Source organism: Nodularia harveyana UHCC-0300 (genome assembly GCF_034931085.1).
In the GTDB taxonomy this organism is placed as follows: domain Bacteria; phylum Cyanobacteriota; class Cyanobacteriia; order Cyanobacteriales; family Nostocaceae; genus Nodularia; species Nodularia harveyana.
In genome coordinates this window covers 159,649-178,148 of record NZ_JAYGHG010000003.1, presented here as the reverse complement: position 1 = coordinate 178,148, position 18,500 = coordinate 159,649, and the positions used below count along the sequence as shown (strand labels likewise).

Annotated in this window: 11 protein-coding genes; 4 read left to right on the top strand and 7 right to left on the bottom strand. The window is 40.5% G+C overall.

Going from position 1 to position 18,500, the window contains the following annotated elements:
- Positions 1 to 65: 65 nt before the first annotated feature.
- The 4 genes from VB620_RS03490 to VB620_RS03475 all read left to right on the top strand — a co-directional run bounded on the left by VB620_RS03490 (position 66) and on the right by VB620_RS03475 (position 9,863).
- Positions 66 to 1,520, top strand: coding sequence for a DUF11 domain-containing protein (locus VB620_RS03490; RefSeq protein ID WP_323194743.1), 1,455 nt, complete (start codon positions 66 to 68; stop codon positions 1,518 to 1,520).
- Positions 1,517 to 5,233 carry a TonB-dependent receptor gene (locus VB620_RS03485; RefSeq protein WP_323194742.1) on the top strand — a complete coding sequence of 1,239 codons (3,717 nt, stop codon included), beginning with the start codon at positions 1,517 to 1,519 and terminating at the stop codon, positions 5,231 to 5,233. The genes VB620_RS03490 and VB620_RS03485 overlap by 4 nt, the downstream gene beginning before the upstream one ends.
- 3 nt (positions 5,234 to 5,236) lie before the next feature.
- A complete protein-coding gene (locus VB620_RS03480) occupies positions 5,237 to 7,180 on the top strand; it encodes an SdrD B-like domain-containing protein (RefSeq protein ID WP_323194741.1) in 1,944 nt (647 codons plus the stop codon).
- 301 nt (positions 7,181 to 7,481) lie between these two features.
- Positions 7,482 to 9,863: a phosphoketolase family protein gene (locus tag VB620_RS03475; RefSeq protein ID WP_323194740.1), complete on the top strand. Its 2,382-nt coding sequence runs from the start codon at positions 7,482 to 7,484 to the stop codon at positions 9,861 to 9,863.
- A gap of 119 nt (positions 9,864 to 9,982) precedes the next feature.
- Here VB620_RS03475 and VB620_RS03470 read toward each other — a convergent pair whose 3' ends face one another.
- The 7 genes from VB620_RS03470 to VB620_RS03440 all read right to left on the bottom strand — a co-directional run bounded on the left by VB620_RS03470 (position 9,983) and on the right by VB620_RS03440 (position 18,461).
- A complete protein-coding gene (locus VB620_RS03470; protein WP_323194739.1) occupies positions 9,983 to 10,585 on the bottom strand; it encodes an ARC6/PARC6 family protein in 603 nt (200 codons plus the stop codon).
- A 32-nt stretch (positions 10,586 to 10,617) separates the two neighbouring features.
- Positions 10,618 to 11,187 carry a hypothetical protein gene (locus tag VB620_RS03465; RefSeq protein WP_323194738.1) on the bottom strand — a complete coding sequence of 190 codons (570 nt, stop codon included), beginning with the start codon at positions 11,185 to 11,187 and terminating at the stop codon, positions 10,618 to 10,620.
- Positions 11,188 to 11,242: 55 nt separating this feature from the next.
- Positions 11,243 to 12,151, bottom strand: a complete 909-nt coding sequence (locus VB620_RS03460) for a hypothetical protein (RefSeq protein ID WP_323194737.1) — start codon at positions 12,149 to 12,151, stop codon at positions 11,243 to 11,245.
- A gap of 2 nt (positions 12,152 to 12,153) precedes the next feature.
- On the bottom strand, positions 12,154 to 14,874 hold the full coding sequence (locus VB620_RS03455) for an ATP-binding protein (RefSeq protein WP_323194736.1): 2,721 nt from the start codon (positions 14,872 to 14,874) through the stop codon (positions 12,154 to 12,156).
- Positions 14,875 to 14,886: 12 nt separating this feature from the next.
- Positions 14,887 to 15,789, bottom strand: coding sequence for a hypothetical protein (locus VB620_RS03450; protein ID WP_323194735.1), 903 nt, complete (start codon positions 15,787 to 15,789; stop codon positions 14,887 to 14,889).
- Positions 15,790 to 16,281: 492 nt separating this feature from the next.
- Positions 16,282 to 17,886: a murein biosynthesis integral membrane protein MurJ gene (gene murJ, locus VB620_RS03445; protein WP_323194734.1), complete on the bottom strand. Its 1,605-nt coding sequence runs from the start codon at positions 17,884 to 17,886 to the stop codon at positions 16,282 to 16,284.
- Between the two features lie 68 nt (positions 17,887 to 17,954).
- Complete coding sequence (locus VB620_RS03440; protein WP_323194733.1) at positions 17,955 to 18,461, bottom strand: pentapeptide repeat-containing protein; 507 nt, start codon at positions 18,459 to 18,461, stop codon at positions 17,955 to 17,957.
- Between the last annotated feature and the right edge of the window lie 39 nt (positions 18,462 to 18,500).

Sequence of the window (18,500 nt, the reverse complement as noted above, 5' to 3'; positions counted from 1 at the left end):
TTGCAAATAACAAAAAAAAGTTTTTTAATTACAGATGGTTACCAAGGTTAACCACAACTTTGATTATGGGAGGTATATTATACAGTTCTATCTATATCAAAGCCGCAAAATCTGAGACTGCGCCAGCTATTAAAAATCAGGCTAGTTATACTTATACAGTTCCTGGGACCGATTTACAATTTCAAGGTAGTTCTGGAAATATAGAGACGGTTAACACGGCATTAATTGACCCCTTCGGCAGAATTTTGGGTTGTAGTGGTGAACTTTTACCAGACTATACAGGTTTTTCTGTAGGTGTTTATGAACCTAATCCTAACGACCCCACAGGAACAGAATTAGGCAACATAGTTCCCTTGACGTTAACAGAAGTACCGAATATTCCTAATAATAATATTCCGGCTGGATTAGCACCAAATAGTCAGAATATTAATCCCTATGTCTTGAGTAATGAACAACCACGCGGTACTTATAACTTTTTACTAGATCCGAATATTGGTCAAACTGACCCCGGAAGAACCTATATTTTTGTAGTCAATCCCCCAAGTAATTCTATTTATCAACAACGACGGGTAAAAATTGAAATATTAGAAAATACTGGGGACAGTAATAATAATGTTATTCGATATTTGGCGACTTCTTTAGATGGTGAACCCATCACGACTACAGGGGGTACTAGCATCACAGATACAGTGGCTGTTGTCCCCAATGCTGAAACTGTGGGACTAGATTTATTAGCTTTTAGATTTAGCACGGGGATGTGTCAAAGTAATCAGTTACAGATTGTTAAAACAGGCGATCGCTCCACAGCAGAACCCGGTGATACAGCCATTTATCGGCTCTCGATTCGGAATCAAAGTGATGTAGCTTTAAACAATTTAATAGTGACTGATAATTTACCTTTAGGATTTAGGTTTTTATCCACATCAGTTGTAGCAGAAATGGATCGTCAACCAGTGGAAATAGCTGCCTCACACAACGGTTCTACCATCACATTTGAGCTACCAACAACCATTCCCACTGGGAAAATATTAAATATAGCCTACGCTGTGCAACTAACTCCCGATGCTGTGCGGGGTTCTGGTCGCAATAGTGCGATTGTGAATGCACAACGGGTTGATAATAATTTTGAGATCAAAGATGGACCAGCTAGCCACTACTTAAGAATCCGAGCCGGAATTACCTCAGATTCAGGAACCATTATCGGACGGGTTTTTGTTGATCAAAACTTTGATGGTGAACAACAAGAGGGAGAACCGGGTATTAGTAATGCTGTGGTAATTTTACAAAATGGTAACCGCATTACTACTGATATAAACGGCTTATTTTCCGTAGCCAATATGTTACCTGGAAGTCATACAGGAGTTTTAGACCTCAGTAGCATCCCTGGTTATACCTTGGCTCCTAATAAAAAATTCCGCGAACGCAATAGCCAATCTCGCTTAGTCCGTTTAGAGCCTGGTGGGTTGGTACGTATGAACTTCGCCGTTACCCCCAGCCTTGAGGAGCAAGTTGAGAAATGAAAGCCATAATACCAGGAAATACCTTAAATTTGAAGTTGATGGTAGCCATAGCCGGATCTATCAGCATGATATTATATCCCGCGATCGCTAAGGCCGCAGCGCCGGAAAACTCTGATACTTCTCTTAACTTCGAGGGGACTGGGGAGCAGGAATTGGAGACTGGGGATTCCTTATCATCTGAATTAACCAAACCGCAACCCACAACAAACCCGAAATTCCGGGAAAAGTTGCGTCAAATAGCCAAGTTAAAAGCCGAGAGTCAAACACCTGTTTTACCCACCCCTTCCAAAGAAATTCCCTCATTTCAACCCACAGGAGATCAACCACTACCCAAAGGTTTAATTCAACTAGCACAGACACCAGAAACACCGCCTGTTGTTAACATTCTCACACCCGCTCCCAACGCCATTGCAGATGTACCAGCCAGTACAGTAATTTTGCAATTTCCCGTAGGTCAAGAAATCGAACTGCGTGTCAACGGCGTATTAGCAGATGTGAGTTTAATTGGGAGAACAGAAACTAATGAAAAGACTAACTTAGTCACGCAGACATGGTATGGTGTTTCCCTGAAAGAAGGGGTAAACGAGATTTCTGCACAAATAGCAGGTGACACAGAAACCGCAATTACCGTTAGTGTCACAGTGCGGGGAGCGCCCACCCAACTCACAGTGGAAACCCTAGAAGCGCGTGTTCCTGCTGATGGTCGTTCTGTGGCTACAGTCAGGGGTCAATTGCTGGATGAAAATGGTAATCTCTCCAATCGTAAGAGTGTTGTTACTCTGATTCCTACAGCTGGTGAGTTTATCAGTACCGATTTCAAACCAGACCAGCCGGGATTTCAGGTAGAAGCCAAGGGGGGACAATTTACAGCCCAATTGCGATCGCCTTTACAAGCCCAAACAGTAAGAATCCGCGCCGCATCTAACGATTTAGAAGCCTTTACGCAATTACAATTCCAAACCGCTTTACGCTCTAGTTTAGTAACTGGGGTGATAGATGTCCGCTTTGGAGGTAGAAGCACTAATTTTTACAGCAGATTTCGGGATTTTCTACCCCCAGACCAAGATAATAGTAGCCAATTAGACGTGCGTTCGGCAGTATTTGCTACCGGGAAAGTAGGAGATTGGTTATTTACTGGTGCTTATGACAGTCAGAATAATCTCAACGAAGATTGTAACTGTGAAAGTCGGTTATTTCGCCAAGATCAATTTCGTGAGCAAAACTATCCAGTTTACGGTGATAGTTCCACAATTAACGCCCTCACTCCTTCCCGTGACAGCTTATATCTGCGGTTTGAGCGTTCCAGCGAGATCCCAGGTAGCAGCCCCGATTATGCTATGTGGGGAGACTACGACACCGAAGAATTTGCCCGCCAGTCACAGCAATATACAGCCCTGACTCGGCAACTGCACGGATTAAAAACTAATTATAACTTCGGTGACTTAGAATTTACGGGTTTTTACGGTAATAATCTCCAGGCTTTCCAACGAGATGCGATCGCCCCAGATGGCACTAGCGGTTTTTACTTCCTCTCACGCCGGCTATTAGTTCCCGGTAGTGAAAACGTCTTTTTGGAATTAGAAGAACTGAATCGCCCCGGAACCGTTCTACAACGTCAACGACTCAACCGCGGCCCAGATTATGAAATTGATTACGATCGCGGGACAATTTTATTCCGGGAACCCATCCTGCGTACAGACATCAGTGAGGATGGAGAAGTATTAGTTCGCCGCATCGTCACCAGTTATCAATATGATGGTCAAGAATCCGAGAGCAACATCTATGCTGGACGCTTGCAATACAACCTATCTCGCGTCATTAACGAAGAAAGCTGGTTAGGTGCAACTTACATCCAAGAAAATCAAGGAGTGCGCGGCTTTGAAATGTATGGCGCAGATGCCATGATTTCCCTGGGTTCAGGCCGGAAATTGATCGGAGAATATGCCCATTCCACCAACGATTCCGACTTAATGGGATTAGTCAGTGGTCAAGCCTATCGCTTAGAAGCCGAAGGAGATATTTTTAATGGTCTTCAAGGTCGTGCATATTACCGCTTTGCGGATACTGGTTTTGCCAATAATGCCACTGTTAGTTTTGTCCCCGGACAAACTCGGTATGGAGCGCAATTAACAGGTAAATTAACCTCCACAACTAGAGCGAGATTAAGATACGACCACGAAGATAACTTTGGCATTGCACCCCAACCTTTAGATACCTTCGAGGAATTATTTACACCAACTTCTACAGCCATTCCCGGTAACCAAGTTGATAATTCCCTAACCACAATTTCCGCCGGGATACAACAAAAATTGGGTGATGCGGCTTTAAACTTTGATTGGATTCATCGAAATCGGGAAGACCGCCTGGCTAGCGACTCCTTAACTCGCAAATCCGACCAATTGCGATCGCGTCTCACCCTTCCCATCGCCAAAAACCTCACCTTCCTCGCCCAAAACGAACTCACCGTCTCCAACCAAACAGACACAGTTTATCCAGACCGTAGCATCTTAGGTATCAATTGGGCAGCAATACCCGGAGTGAATGTTAGTCTGTCCCAACAGTTTTATAGTGGTGGTCAATTTGCAGGTAACTCCATCACCAATTTGAGTGTAAACGGCGAACACCAACTCACTCCCGATACCAGCATTACCGGACGCTACTCAATTTTCGGTGGTGCTAACCAAATGACCACCCAAGGCGCAGTGGGTTTAAAAAACCGTTGGACAATTTCCCCTGGTTTGCGGCTAAATGTCGCTTACGAACACGTATTTGGTGATTTTCTGGGAACTACCGGTGCAGGACAACAATTCCTCCAACCCGTCGCCATTGGTCAAAACTCTGCCTCTCTTGGCTTCGCAGGTGGCGATAGTTACAGTGTCGGCTTGGAATATACAGAAAACCCCAACTATAAAGCCAGCGCCCGTTATGAACATCGTAGCTCTGGCAGTGGTAGTAACACCGTAATTTCCGCAGGAGTGATCGGCAAAGTTTCATCATCCCTCACCGCTTTAGTTCGTTATCAGCAAGCTAGTTCCGCCAACCAAAGATTAATCGGACTAGGAGATACAGCCAGCATGAAAGTGGGTTTAGCCTACCGTAACCCCAAAAATGATAAATTTAACGCCTTATTGCGTTATGAATACCGCAAAAATCCCGCAACCATTCCCGAAACCGTATTGTTAGGAACTGGTACAGGTTCTCAAGATCATACCTTTGCCCTGGAAACAATTTACGCCCCAAATTGGCAATGGGAATTTTACGGTAAATATGCCCTACGTAACAGCACCTCTTACTTAGCTAACGATTTAGCCGGTACAAGTACAGTTAATCTGGGACAATTAAGGGCTACCTATCGCTTGGGATACAGCATGGATTTAGTCGGTGAGGCTCGTGTAATTCATCAACCAAACTATACAGAGACAGGGTTTGTGGTGGAAGCTGGTTACTACCTCACCTCTAACCTCAGACTAGCCGCCGGCTATGTTTTGGGTAAAGTTGACGACCGAGACTTTTCCGGGACACGTTCCGGCGGTGGTCCCTATATAGGTATAACTGTCAAACTCAACGAACTATTTAACGGGTTTGGGTTACAAAAAATTCCCCCAGCCCAGCCACCAAAAACCATAGTAAAAAGTTTGATTAATCAACTCAAGGATACAAAAGCCGCCAACGCTGTAGTTACCACCTTAGTCGAACAGCTTAAAAGGAGATAGGGGATGAACAACAAATATTTTGGGACTGTCAAGCAATTAAAACACAACCGAGAAACCACTAGGAAAAATCCCTTAAAAACTCCCACTCTCCGCGCCTCTGCGTCTCTGCGTGAAATTTCTCTAGGAATAGCCAGTGCGATCGCACTCCTCACACCCACCCCAGTGGCCGCCCAAGTAGGAGTAACTAGCCTCACAGCCACCTACGAATCCGCAACGCCTACTAACTATAGTACTCAGGTAGGGAATCCATGTAGTACTGGTAATTATCCCACAGGTTGTAACAGCAACATAGATTTAGAATTTGGTGTGGGAGCAACCAATGATTTAAGGCTTTCAGCCTTTCAACTTGGGGGAAATATTTACTCTTTAATACTAGTAGCTGACAAACTACAATTTCGCCGCGTAGATAACGCCTTCAGCACTGGAGAAAGACAACTGATTTTCTTTGAGTCAAACAATAACACTCAAATGCGATCGTCTTATACCAATACAATGGAAGAAGCTTTACTCGGTACTATCATTAACAAAGGTGTTGATAATGGCTTTTCTAATGAAAATTCAGTTGCTACCAATAATATTGAACGGGTTGACTATATTGTTTCCGAAGGTATATCCATACCCGTCGCCTCAGCCGCAGACATTGGGTTTCTAATTTTAGAACGTGGTGGTAATGACCCTTTCAACATAGCAGCAATTACAGCCCTAGATGCCAGTGGTAATCCCAGCGCATATGGAACATTGACAAATGTTCCTGCAAGTACCTGGGGTGGCACTGGATTTAACATTAACAGTGCAGTTATGCGCCGAGAGGAGAACGAATCAGCATTCAGACCTTCACACTTAGTTGGTTCACAAGAGATATCTAGTATTTATATTTCTATAGACGATCTTACAGACTTTGATGGTCAAGTAATCTATGGTTACTCGGTTTTTCCCAATGATATTAATAGCATTATTAACCCAGACCTAGTGAATCTGACGAATTTTCCTACTGATACATCTGGTGCTTCAGGAGAAGGGGGGCTAGACTTAATGACCGGAGGAGCTATATTTATGCTTGACACTCTGTCCACTATCTCTGGTAATCTTTATCAAGATCAAAATCAAGATAATACTTTCAATAATGGGGAACCGACTTTACCTCCCGACGTTACTTTGCAATTAATAGATTCTAGTAATAATGTTGTGGCAACTGCCAATACAAATGCTAATGGTGCATACATTTTTCTTGGTGTTGGTAGTGGCAACTACACAATTCAAGTTGATACTAATGATCCCAATATTCCCACTGGCGATGCTTTAAGTACACCGAATAACTTAGCTGTAACTGTTGCTGGTAATCCCATAACTGATCAAAACTTCGGGTTTAACCCAGCGCTGGCGAATAACCCCAATATTGTTTTAGTTAAACGGATTACAGCAATTAATTCTACACAATACACCGACCTCATCGATGGGGTAGATGATATCAACTCCCCCAATTATGTACCTACTGCCTTCGCTCCAGATGATAATAACCCTAATTGGCCGGCTAATTACTTACAAGGTTTGTTAAATGGGGGTAATATTTTTTCAGGGGATGAATTGGAATATACTATTTATTTTCTCTCCGTAGGTGATACTACTGCGCTGAATGTATTGATGTGCGATCGCCTACCCCCAAATACCACTTTTATTCCCGACGCTTTTGGTCAATCCCCAGACACGGGTATTCTTCTCAGTTATGATGGTAATTCCACCCCATTTACTGGTATTCAAGATGGCGATAATGGACAGTATTTTCCAGTAGGAATAGAACCCACAGGTGTCTACCCCAATATTAACTGTGGGGGTCCAAACATCAATGGGGCTGTAGTCGTGAATTTAGGTAATGTGCCTAACAGTATAAGTCAAGGTGATCCCACTACTTCCTATGGGTTTGTCCGGTTCCGGGTAAGAGTCAATTAACAGGGACGTTAAATCATCCATAAGACAGATGCACTATGCTACAAAGACATGGAAGTTTTTTATCACCATGTCTCAAAGAGATTAAATGAAACTTAAAAATTGTGCAATTGAATACTAAATTTGTTAGCCTTTCATGGAGATGTTGCTCAATTGAGTCTCTTTAACCATCAATAATTTTGCCTAATATTTCTGCAAAAACTAGATAAATTAGTCGTTAGTCAGATGTAATGCTGACGATAAACCGCTAACTAATAGGAAATAGTAAAGACCTGATCAAAATCATTTTGTCATCAAGGGTAATATGACTTTAATAAGTACTCCAAACACCAAACCGCTAGCAGGCGAAGAACTACAGAAAATCAACGCTTACTGGCGTGCAGCTAACTATCTTTCAGTGGGGCAAATATATCTATTCGACAACCCCCTACTACGAGAACCTTTAACAAAAGAACACGTCAAACCCCGACTTTTAGGACATTGGGGAACGACCCCAGGGCTGAACTTCATTTATGTTCACCTCAACCGGGTAATTAAAAAGTACGACCTCAACACAATTTATATTGCTGGCCCTGGTCATGGCGGTCCCGGACTGGTAGCCAATACCTACCTAGAAGGGACTTACAGCGAATATTATCCCAACATTTCCCAGGATGCGGAGGGAATGAAGCAACTCTTCAAACAATTCTCATTCCCTGGTGGGATTCCTAGCCACGTAGCCCCAGAAACCCCTGGTTCCATTCATGAAGGGGGTGAACTAGGTTATGCTTTGGTTCATGCTTATGGTGCGGCTTTTGATAACCCAGACTTAATTGTGGCTGCTGTGGTGGGTGATGGCGAAGCGGAAACCGGTCCTTTAGCGACAAGTTGGCACTCTAACAAGTTTCTCAATCCTGTAAATGATGGTGCAGTGTTGCCGATCTTGCATCTGAATGGGTATAAAATTGCCAACCCCACTATTCTGGCGCGGTTGAGTTATGAAGAATTGGAAAACCTCTTTTTAGGGTATGGTTATAAACCTTACTTTGTTGAAGGTTCCGAGCCGGCAGATGTTCACCAGCAAATGGCCGCAACTTTAGATATTGCGATCGCCGAAATTCAAAACATCCAAAGAGAAGCCCGTGTACATGGTTTCACCAAGCGTCCCCAGTGGCCGATGATTATCCTCAGAACCCCCAAAGGTTGGACAGGCCCCAAAGAAGTAGATGGTAAAAAAACCGAAGACTACTGGCGATCGCATCAAGTCCCCTTTGGTAACGTCGTCGGTAATCCAGAACACCTCAAACTCCTAGAAAACTGGATGAAGAGTTACAAACCAGAAGAACTCTTCGACTCCAACGGAAAACTCATTCCCGAACTCGCAGAACTAGCCCCCAAAGGCCAGAAACGCATGGGCGACAACCCCCACACCAACGGCGGTCTTCTCCTGCGGGATCTAAAAATGCCAGACTTCCACAACTACGCAGTTGAGATCACCAACCCAGGAACAACCTACGCCGAAGCCACCAGAGTCACAGGCTACTTCCTGCGGGACATCATGAAACTCAACGCAGACAGCAAAAACTTTCGCGTCTTTGGCCCCGACGAAACCGTATCAAATCGCCTCGGTGCAGTCTTAGAAGTCACAGAACGGACATGGGTAGCCAATATCCTCCCCGAAGACGACCACCTCTCATACGACGGAAGAGTCATGGAAGTCCTCAGCGAAACCAACTGTCAAGGCTGGTTAGAAGGCTACCTACTCACAGGTCGTCACGGCTTCTTCTCCTGCTATGAAGCATTCATTCACATCATTGATTCCATGTTCAACCAACACGCCAAATGGTTGAAAACCACTACTGACATCCCTTGGCGGCGACCCATAGCATCTCTCAACTACCTACTAACATCACACGTTTGGCGACAAGACCACAACGGATTCTCTCACCAAGACCCTGGTTTTATCGACCATGTAATCAACAAAAAAGCCGAAATTATTCGCGTCTATCTTCCCCCCGATGCGAATACTCTGCTATCAGTCACAGACCATTGCTTGAGAAGTCGCCACTACGTCAACGTCATCGTCGCCGGTAAGCAACCATCATTACAATTCTTAGACATGGATACAGCCATCAAACACTGCACTAAAGGTTTAAGTATTTGGGAATGGGCTAGCAACGACAAAGGTAGCGAACCAGATGTAGTCATGGCCTGTGCTGGAGACGTTCCGACCTTAGAAACCCTAGCAGCAGTAGACATTCTCCGCCAGCACTTCCCAGAATTAAAAGTGCGGGTAGTGAACATCGTCAACTTGATGAAACTACAGCCCCAAAGTGAACATCCCCACGGTTTAAGCGGTAAAGAATTTGACACCATCTTTACCACCGACAAACCAATCATCTTTGCCTTTCATGGCTATCCCTGGTTAATTCATCGCCTCACCTATCGCCACACCAACCACAAAAACTTACACGTCCGTGGTTATAAGGAAGAGGGAACTACCACCACCCCCTTTGATATGGTTGTGCTGAATGATTTAGACCGGTTCCATTTAGTCATGGACGTAATTGAACGCGTACCGCAGCTAGGTTCTAAGGCTGCTTATGTGAAGCAAATGTTAGAAGATAAGCTGATTGAACATAAGGAATACATTCAGCAACACGGCGACGATATGCCAGAAATCCGGGATTGGAAATGGCCTTATTAAGCTGAGAAAACATCCATAAATTCTTGTAGATAGCCCTGAGACTTCAAGTCCGGGGCTACAGCAAGTCCGTCTATTCCTTCGGTATGCTACGCGAACAGCGAACCTAAGAGAATGTTTTACTAAGATTTTCTGTCAGCTATTTTCCAAGTCCCATCTTCTAGTTTTAAGATGAATATATAATCTTGAATATTGGTTTTATTTTCTTTAAGCCGATCATTTTCATAGTAAAATAATTCTTCAGAAATTTTTACATTTATTTCTGCATAATTTCCATTATGTGAAAAATAAGCTAAGGGTTCAGCTTTTTGGAATCCATATTTCCAGTAAGCATTATCTTGTCGTAGTGAATCAATTCTCCCTCCTGGTCTAACTATATCTTTGTAAACCTTACCTGTAGCCACAGTAGCAGCAAGTTCACGATCAAACTCAGGTCCAAAAATTCTTTGTTTCGCTATCAAATATCGATTAATTACATTTACAGCTTCTAGCTTACTTAAAGAACTTGTATTTGCTGACAGATTATTATTGATAACATTAGATGAAGGTATAGATGATTCACTTATAGATGCCGAGGGAGTAGATTGTGAATTAGTTTGAATAGCAGGTTGAATGCTATTCCATACAGTTTGACCACCTATAATTAATAATGGACCTCCCAACATTACCCCCAAGATAATGCCATAGATTTTCCAAAGTTTTTGTTTTTCTTGATCTTCATTCATAATTTAAATAATAGATAGTTGAAATATTTTGGCTAAATGCGCTTTACCTGATTAATCAACCATTGTTGTGATGTAGAATCCCAAATCACATAAAATATCAAAGATTGAGAAATTTGCCTTCCTGATTTCATCAAATACCGAACTTTAGTATTTATTATAGCTGTTTCATTACTTATTTCTTCGCTACTAATTTCTTCAATAGTAACGTTATTAACTTTTCCCCACCATTCAATATATGATGTAAACCCATTAGGGTGAAGATTTGAATTATTTCGTAGTTGTGGCGATAGTTTATTCCAAGCATTTTGATATTGTTGATTATTTATATGTGTATAATAATCTATTAAAAATTGTTGGGTTGATGGTCTTGAAATAATAGGTTGTGCAGATTCCGATGCTATGTTTGTTGAAGTAGAAGATATTTGATTTGAAGTAGCGGAAGATAAAGAAGGCTGTATTGTAGCTTCTTGAGAAGTATTTTGCTGTTTAATACTACTCCATACAGATTGACCACCTATAATTAATAATGGTCCGCCCAACATTACACCCAATATAAGGACGTAAGTTTTCCAAAGTTTCTGTTTTTCTTGATCTTCATTCATAACTGGATCATTGTTTTGTGTTTGTTATTTTTTACACTTCAGCAAATCATGTTAATTATTTGCTACTAAATTCTGGCTTGTTTCTTACTTCACCTAATACTTCAGATTCCCTTTCTCTTCTCTTTTTATCAGGTTCTCTAGATGAATCTAAATTGGAAAAGTTAGAATCTATACCATGATACTCTTTGGATTTGTCTAGAGTATCTTTAATAATTGAAAAATGAGAATCTTTCACCGTTAAAGGAGCAAATATACTACTATTAATATCATCTGTTAATGGCATAACGAAATTCTCCATTCCTTTTGTAAGGATACCTCCATAAAGGCTTGTGGCCATCATTAAAGTTGTTTGCACATTTTTACCAGTTTTAACAGCTTCCTGTAAACTCTCTCCAATCCAATTTCTAGATGAATCTAGAAAGTTTTTCAAAACTTCAGTTTTTTTTTCAGCCTGGTTATCTGCTAAAGATCCATTAATTCTTCCAAGTAATTGCTCAATTTTGCTATTAGCTTCTTCAAATGTACCTTTTTCTTCATTAACAGCATTTTTAGCATCGCTTAAATCAACATCACACTCTCTTTCAGCAGTATCAAGCTCAGAAATTGCACCTTCACGTTTACCAATTTCTTCCTGAACTTCACCTTGCTTTTCTTGCATTTCTGCACTAATTTCATTTAACTTATTTCGACATTCTTCCGCTTCACTTCCTTTTTGGCGGATGTTTTGATTAATATCTTGTTGAGCTTTCTGTAAAGCATCACCTTCAACTTCGCTTAATTTCTCAGTCACGGAATCAAGTTTTTGCTCCAATTCCTTAATTTCGGTTATCCTAGTTTCTAAAGTCTGAATTTGTTCATCAGCCTCTTGTTCAGCCTGATCAATATCTTCGATAAGATTTTCTAAATCAGAAGTTTCACCAGATTTTTTAGAATCCATTTTTTTAGATTTCTTAAAGTCACTCATGGTTAGTAATCCCTTCTAGATAGTGTTTCAATCTGCTCTTCAATTTCCTTTAATTGACTTTTTTTATTTTCAAGATTTTTCTCCATATTTTTAATGGCTACTGAATTATTAGCAGAATTAGCAACAAAATTTTCTAAGCGCAATATTTCTGCATTAATTTTATCCACAGTGCTTTGATAACTAGAAATCAAAGCCAAATGATCACGTTTGAGAAAACCACTCATTGAGCTAATGACATCATTATCTGTAAATGGTGTTTGCAAATTCTCATTCACTCCTGGCTTACTCTTGAAGTTTTCTGTGGCCACTCGTTTTGCTGCATCCCAACCAGGCACATAATAAAAACATTCACCTGGCGAAAAAATACCGGATAACTGAGATTCACCTTCGCTTAAACACATTGCCCTTCCTAGATATTCTCTATCATCTGGTGAGGGTAAGCGGTGCATTAGCTTGAGGTTAGTTGCATCAACAACAGACTGTGCTAATGCTGCGGGAGATTGATCTACAACAATTACACCTTCTCCTGTTGCTCTCATTTCTCGCATTATCTGAGCAAACTTATCCACAACTCTAGATTTTGAACCACCTCCTTCTCCTGATCCTTTTTCTTTACCCAACATATTGTGAGCTTCTTCAACAAGCAGAACATGACGTAAATCTAAATCTGTAGCTCTTTCAATAGTTCCATCTGCTCTCTGTTGGGGCTGAAATTGACCTATTCTGACAGCACGAACATACTCAAATACAAAAACGAGGATGAATAGGGAAAATAAAGACTGTTCTTCTTGATTGAGTCCTCCTAATTCAAATATGACAGGCTTTTTCATCAGATCCTCAAGTGGTAGTGGTCTACTAGCTTGAAGCATACTACCCACACCACTTTTAGCAGTTAGCCGATATAATCTAGCTCTCAAAGCTCCTTTGATGCGATCGCCTACCTCTTTGTCACTACCATAATTTTTTTGTGCTAAATCAAGTACCTTGCTATAAAGATCCTGCATTGTAGGAGCTTGTAAAGAATTACCATTTTGATCTTTTTCACCTCCTCTACTATAAGCTAAGTCCCATCCCCTCTTTTCATAATTAAAATCAATACCCTCTTGAATAAAAGAAGGAAGTGGATCATCTAAAGGTAATGCTCCCATGAAACAATCAAATATTCTAGAAATATGCTCTTGTAAGGGAATACCTGGAATTACATCAAATGGATTAATCCTAAAAGGAGCAATAAATTCTTGACCAGGAGTAAAAATTAGTAAATCATCTTTAAATTCCGGTAGCCGTTTTAGATACCGATATTCAGGTGTTACTTTAGGGTCAAAAATCATAAATGGTATTTTATGCTTGTCCCAAAGCTGCGTCATCAAGTTAAAAGTTGTAGTAGTTTTACCACTACCAGAACCACCAACAATGAGCATATGAGTTTTCAATTGCTCAATGTCAAATTCACAAAGTTCGTTGGTTTTGACGTTACGGTAATAATTACCAATATTAATAGTTTTAGTTTTAGGTCTTTCTTCAATAAAAGCAGAACCGGCATCATATTGAATACCGGAACATGGCTGGTTTATAGGAATTGGTAAGCGAAAAAATGCTGATGCTTCATCTAAATCTATTAAGCGATGCAATCTTTTAAGAGTATCTGGACCTCCCTGAAATCCGTCTAATAATTTGCCTGTATCATCCCAAATTCCCGGAGTAAAAACTTGATCATTAACAGTTGCTTGTTGTGCCGTTTGTACCGCGTAGCTTCTGTCAGTTACAGCTATTATTTTGGGACTAACTGTATTTGCTGTACAACAAGCAGCTAATTGGTTAGCGACTCCTTGACAAGTATCCTGGCAAGGTGAAAAAACCCGAAAGCTATATAAAAAAACTATCCCAGCGTAATATTTTTTCTTGATTTCTTCATAAATTGACTTAGCTCTTTGAGTATTGCTATCAGGATCAATTTCGTTTTCTTTACTTCCTTTTCCAGCCTCTGATAATGCTTCTATGTAGCGAGAAACTACCTTTTTCTCATAACCTTCAACTTGGGTCGGAACTAGAGTAATATCTATACAGACATTCTGTTTATAGCCTTGTATTTGCTCAAAGAGAGCAATCATGTTATTTCCCTTGTTGACCTGAAAGTTCCCAGGGGAATAAAAATACTTTTTATCTTCCTCAAGCCATTGAAATACTTCTTCAGATTTAATAATTTCATTACAAAAAGGTGCTTGAGATAAATTCATCCATTTTGATTGGTCTCTAAATTTATCCTCACAATTAAATTCAAATTGGTATAGTTGTGATTTTAAAACACTTTCAATATAAATTGACTGCTTTTTGAGTGCAGTATTGATATCTGATGTTTTTGTGGCAACTCTACCAATTAAATAAATTTCTGTTGCCGGATTTAAACCGTTATTTTCTGTGATATTGTAAAAAATTCTGAGACTATAACCACAGGATATTTCACCTTCACTACTACTCAATTGTGTGTAAGTAAAATAGGCTAGATTTTTCAGAAGGCTTTTTTGTAATCCAGCAATAAAACCTACTCTTCCAGAAGGATCTAAATGTTCCATTAATTTAAAGCGACCGGAAGCAAAATCAGGAACAGCTTTAAGTTTAAATACATTGAGTCCCCAAGACCTATAAATATCTAATTCTTGAGGTTGTCCCCTATTGAGTGCAGATCCCCGCCAATAGTTAAGTTGAGATTTGGCAATTAACATAAGCAAAAACCTCTAAAAATTATCAAAAATATTTTTCTTAGCTGCAATATTTTTCTCTGTTTCGTTATTTTCTACCGTTTCTTTAACTTTTGCCCCTTTGTCTATAAAATAGAGTTTTACTACTTGAGCCACTAATTCAACCATAACAGCATGAAATACTCTTAAATCATCAGTTTTAAAGCTTCTGGATAATCTATTTTTTATTCTTTCTTCCTGCTCAAGAGCTATTTTTTCTTTCTCATATGTATAATTGCTTAAATCCGCTTCATATTGATTCATTTGCAGTGCATATTTATCCTGAGCCTGTTTTACATTTGCATTTGATTGAATATACATAACAATTGCACCAATACCACCAAGTAAGCCAAATCCTTTGCCAGCATCACCTCCAAAGAAAAATATCAGTACAGCAAGAGTACCTAAGACAGCTAGTGCTTCGTTAGGAATGAGCGGATTAACATTAAGTGGAGAAGGTTTAGTAGGTTTCTTTACATGAGGAATTTCTTCGGGCTGCACAATTATCATCATTTGCAAATCTGCCCAGTCTGAACCACCAAAATAATCAATACCAGCAATAAATTGAATGTCTGTATATATAGAATTTTTAAGGGTAGCCACAACTCTAGGACGACGATCATCGTCTTCCTTAATTTTGTTTCTAGCACCTTGAATTAACCAACTAGCATCTTTGGTAAATAATATCTCAATAGGAGCTTTCTGTTTTTCAATCTCTGACTTCAGGATGTCGTGTAAATCATCAGTAGAAAGTTTATTTCCATTGGTATAGATGCAAGTTTTTAGTTCCCACACAACCCACTTCTCAATTAATACAGGTGGTGTTTTTGGTGCAACCTTGGTTATTTGGGAAGGTTTTGAATCTTGAGAAACTAAGCCTGATGTGGGTTGTTGTGTCATATTTATCTATGGATAGAAATTCTATGTATGAGAAGTATTATACATAGATAAACACGTATAATATAATCTTTATAAATAATTTATATTTTTTCTCCGGTTTCAGTATTTATACTAATTTGATACAAGAACATCTAAGCAATATGAGTTGAAATTATGAGTTTTGACTATATCTAACCAAGTAATATTACTGAAAATACGCTAGCAGATATCGATTTTACTGTTGTTGGATGATTGAGTATTTCTGATTGAGAAATTAATCTGAGTCCATAAGCACTATATTATGAGCAATCTTCAAATAGTCGTGTTTTTTCAGATTTTTTATTCTTAAATGAAGATATTTAAGTAAGTCGGCGTGAAAATTTCAATATATGTCATTGCGAGTGTAACGGAGTGGAACGAAGCAATCACAAGGGTTTTGGAGTTTTTACATTCTGTTACATAGTTAGGTTTATTTGTGCCGACTTACTTATCAGGTTTTAAACAATCTTAGAACTATCTCTTCAAAAATTTCTGCCGCATCCGCACTACAAAGGTATTCACCTCTGGTATTTTCAGAAATGACACAATAATTGCAAATACCAAAATCCCTACTAAGCCGGATATACACAACTGCAATAGGTGAACTATTAAACCCTGGGTTCCTAACAGCTGCTGCAAACCAACCAAAGTTCCAAAACTAGCTAACCCGGCGACAAAACTTCCCCCAGCTAAACCCAAAATTGGCAAACTCCACTCCCGCCAAGGTAAACCATTGAGTTTACGATTTAGCAACCATAACAGCATTAATATGGAACTGCAATTTACACCTACTGTCGCTAATACAATACCAGTCGCGCCAAAAGGTTTAATTAAAATTGCATCTAGTCCAGCATTGAGAAAAATATTAAAAATACTAATGCGAAACGGTGTCTGTCCATCTCCCAAGGCATAAAATACCCTGACCAAAACATCACGCCCTAAATAAACAAACATCCCAATTCCATAAGCAATCAGTAGGGATGAAACTAACTCTGTGGCTTCTTGTTTAAAAGCACCCCGTTCATAGATGATCTGCACAATGGGTACAGATAACACGATCATTAATGCTCCTAAAGGTAGCATGGTGACGGCGGTGAGTAAAATTCCTTGACGAATGCGTAATTTTAATTCTGGCCAATGTTCGGGAGCGGCTAATTTCGCAAACATGGGTAATAAAGGCAGCAAAATAATGTTAGAAATAATCCCTAACGGAGTCTGCACAAGCAGATTGGCATAGTTAAAGCCAGCCGCAGCACCGGGGATCGGACTAGCAAAATATAAATCAGTGGCGACGTTAATGGGCATCATCCCAGAGGAAATGGTGGCGGGTGTCATGATTTTAATGACTTCTTGCACCCCAGGGGATTTAAAATCAAACCGCAACCGTAATGTCCCTAGTCCTAAGCGCCACTGCACAATTAACTGTACTACCCACTGGAGAATTGCGCCGGCTAAGGTTCCCCAGGCTAAGACCATGCCCCCAATTAGGGCGTATTGTGGTTGAATAATGTCTTTACCCAGTTGCAAGGTTAAGATGGCGATGCCGGCAATGACGGTAATACTGGATAGTAGGGGACTAATGGAGAGTAACCAATATTGATTGGCGGCGTTGAGAGTGCCGAAACCAATACCAATTAAACCGGCGAATAAGGCCATTGGGGCCATGATGCGGATTTGTTGAATGGCGATCGCCCTAGTGGTGCTTTCTAAGCCATAACCGACAATATCAATAATTTTATCAGCAAAGAATATCTGCCCCAAGGACACCAGTAACAGTAATCCCCCCACCAAGGTTGTGACTGTTTCTACCAGTGGTGCGCCTTCTGACCGTGGGCGCTTGGCTAAAACGCTGACCACTGCACTGTGTAATGGTCCATTCACACCACCCAGCAAAATTAAGAGAAAACCAGGGATAATATAAGCGTAACTATAAGCAGTAGCGGCAGCCCCCACACCAAATGCAGCTGCGATCGCCTGTTGTCTGACTAAACCAAATATTTTACTAATTAATGTAGCTGCGGCGACAATGCCAGCAATTCCCGCAAAAGAACGAGCGGGTTTCGAGTCTTCTTGTGTCACTAATTTTAACTAATTCGTAATTCGTAATTCGTAATTCGTAATTATTATTTCCCAGTCCCCAGTCCCCATTACCGACAGCCTAAACTATCCCTTGTCGCCACCCCGGTAACTGGATTTACTCCATCGGCGCGATCGCACATTAAAGATACCTGATAACGGTCTATCAAAGCATCAGTAAAATCTGCCCCAGTAATATCCGCATCAAAAAAACGACTCCGGGTCATAGTCGCTTCGATGAAAATAGCATCTCTTAAATTTGCCCCATCCATAGTCACACGGTCAACTAAAGCACCTGTGAGATTTGCACCCGACAAATTAGCATTTAATAAAACCCCTTTAGTCAGAATCGCATTAGTTAAATCTGCCCCTGTAAAATTTGCTCCCCGCATTTCCGCCGCCACAAAAGTTCCACCGGCTAAATCCGTGTGAGAAAAATCACGATTCTGGAGACTACCATTGCTATAGTTGATGGTGTTAATTTGAGCAAAAGCCGGCTGAGGATTGATTATCACCCATAACCAAGCCAAAACCAAAATCACAATCAAACTTAATAATCTCAGGAAAAACTTTTTCATAACTTGACCTTAATTAATCATTATTCATAGTCTCACACC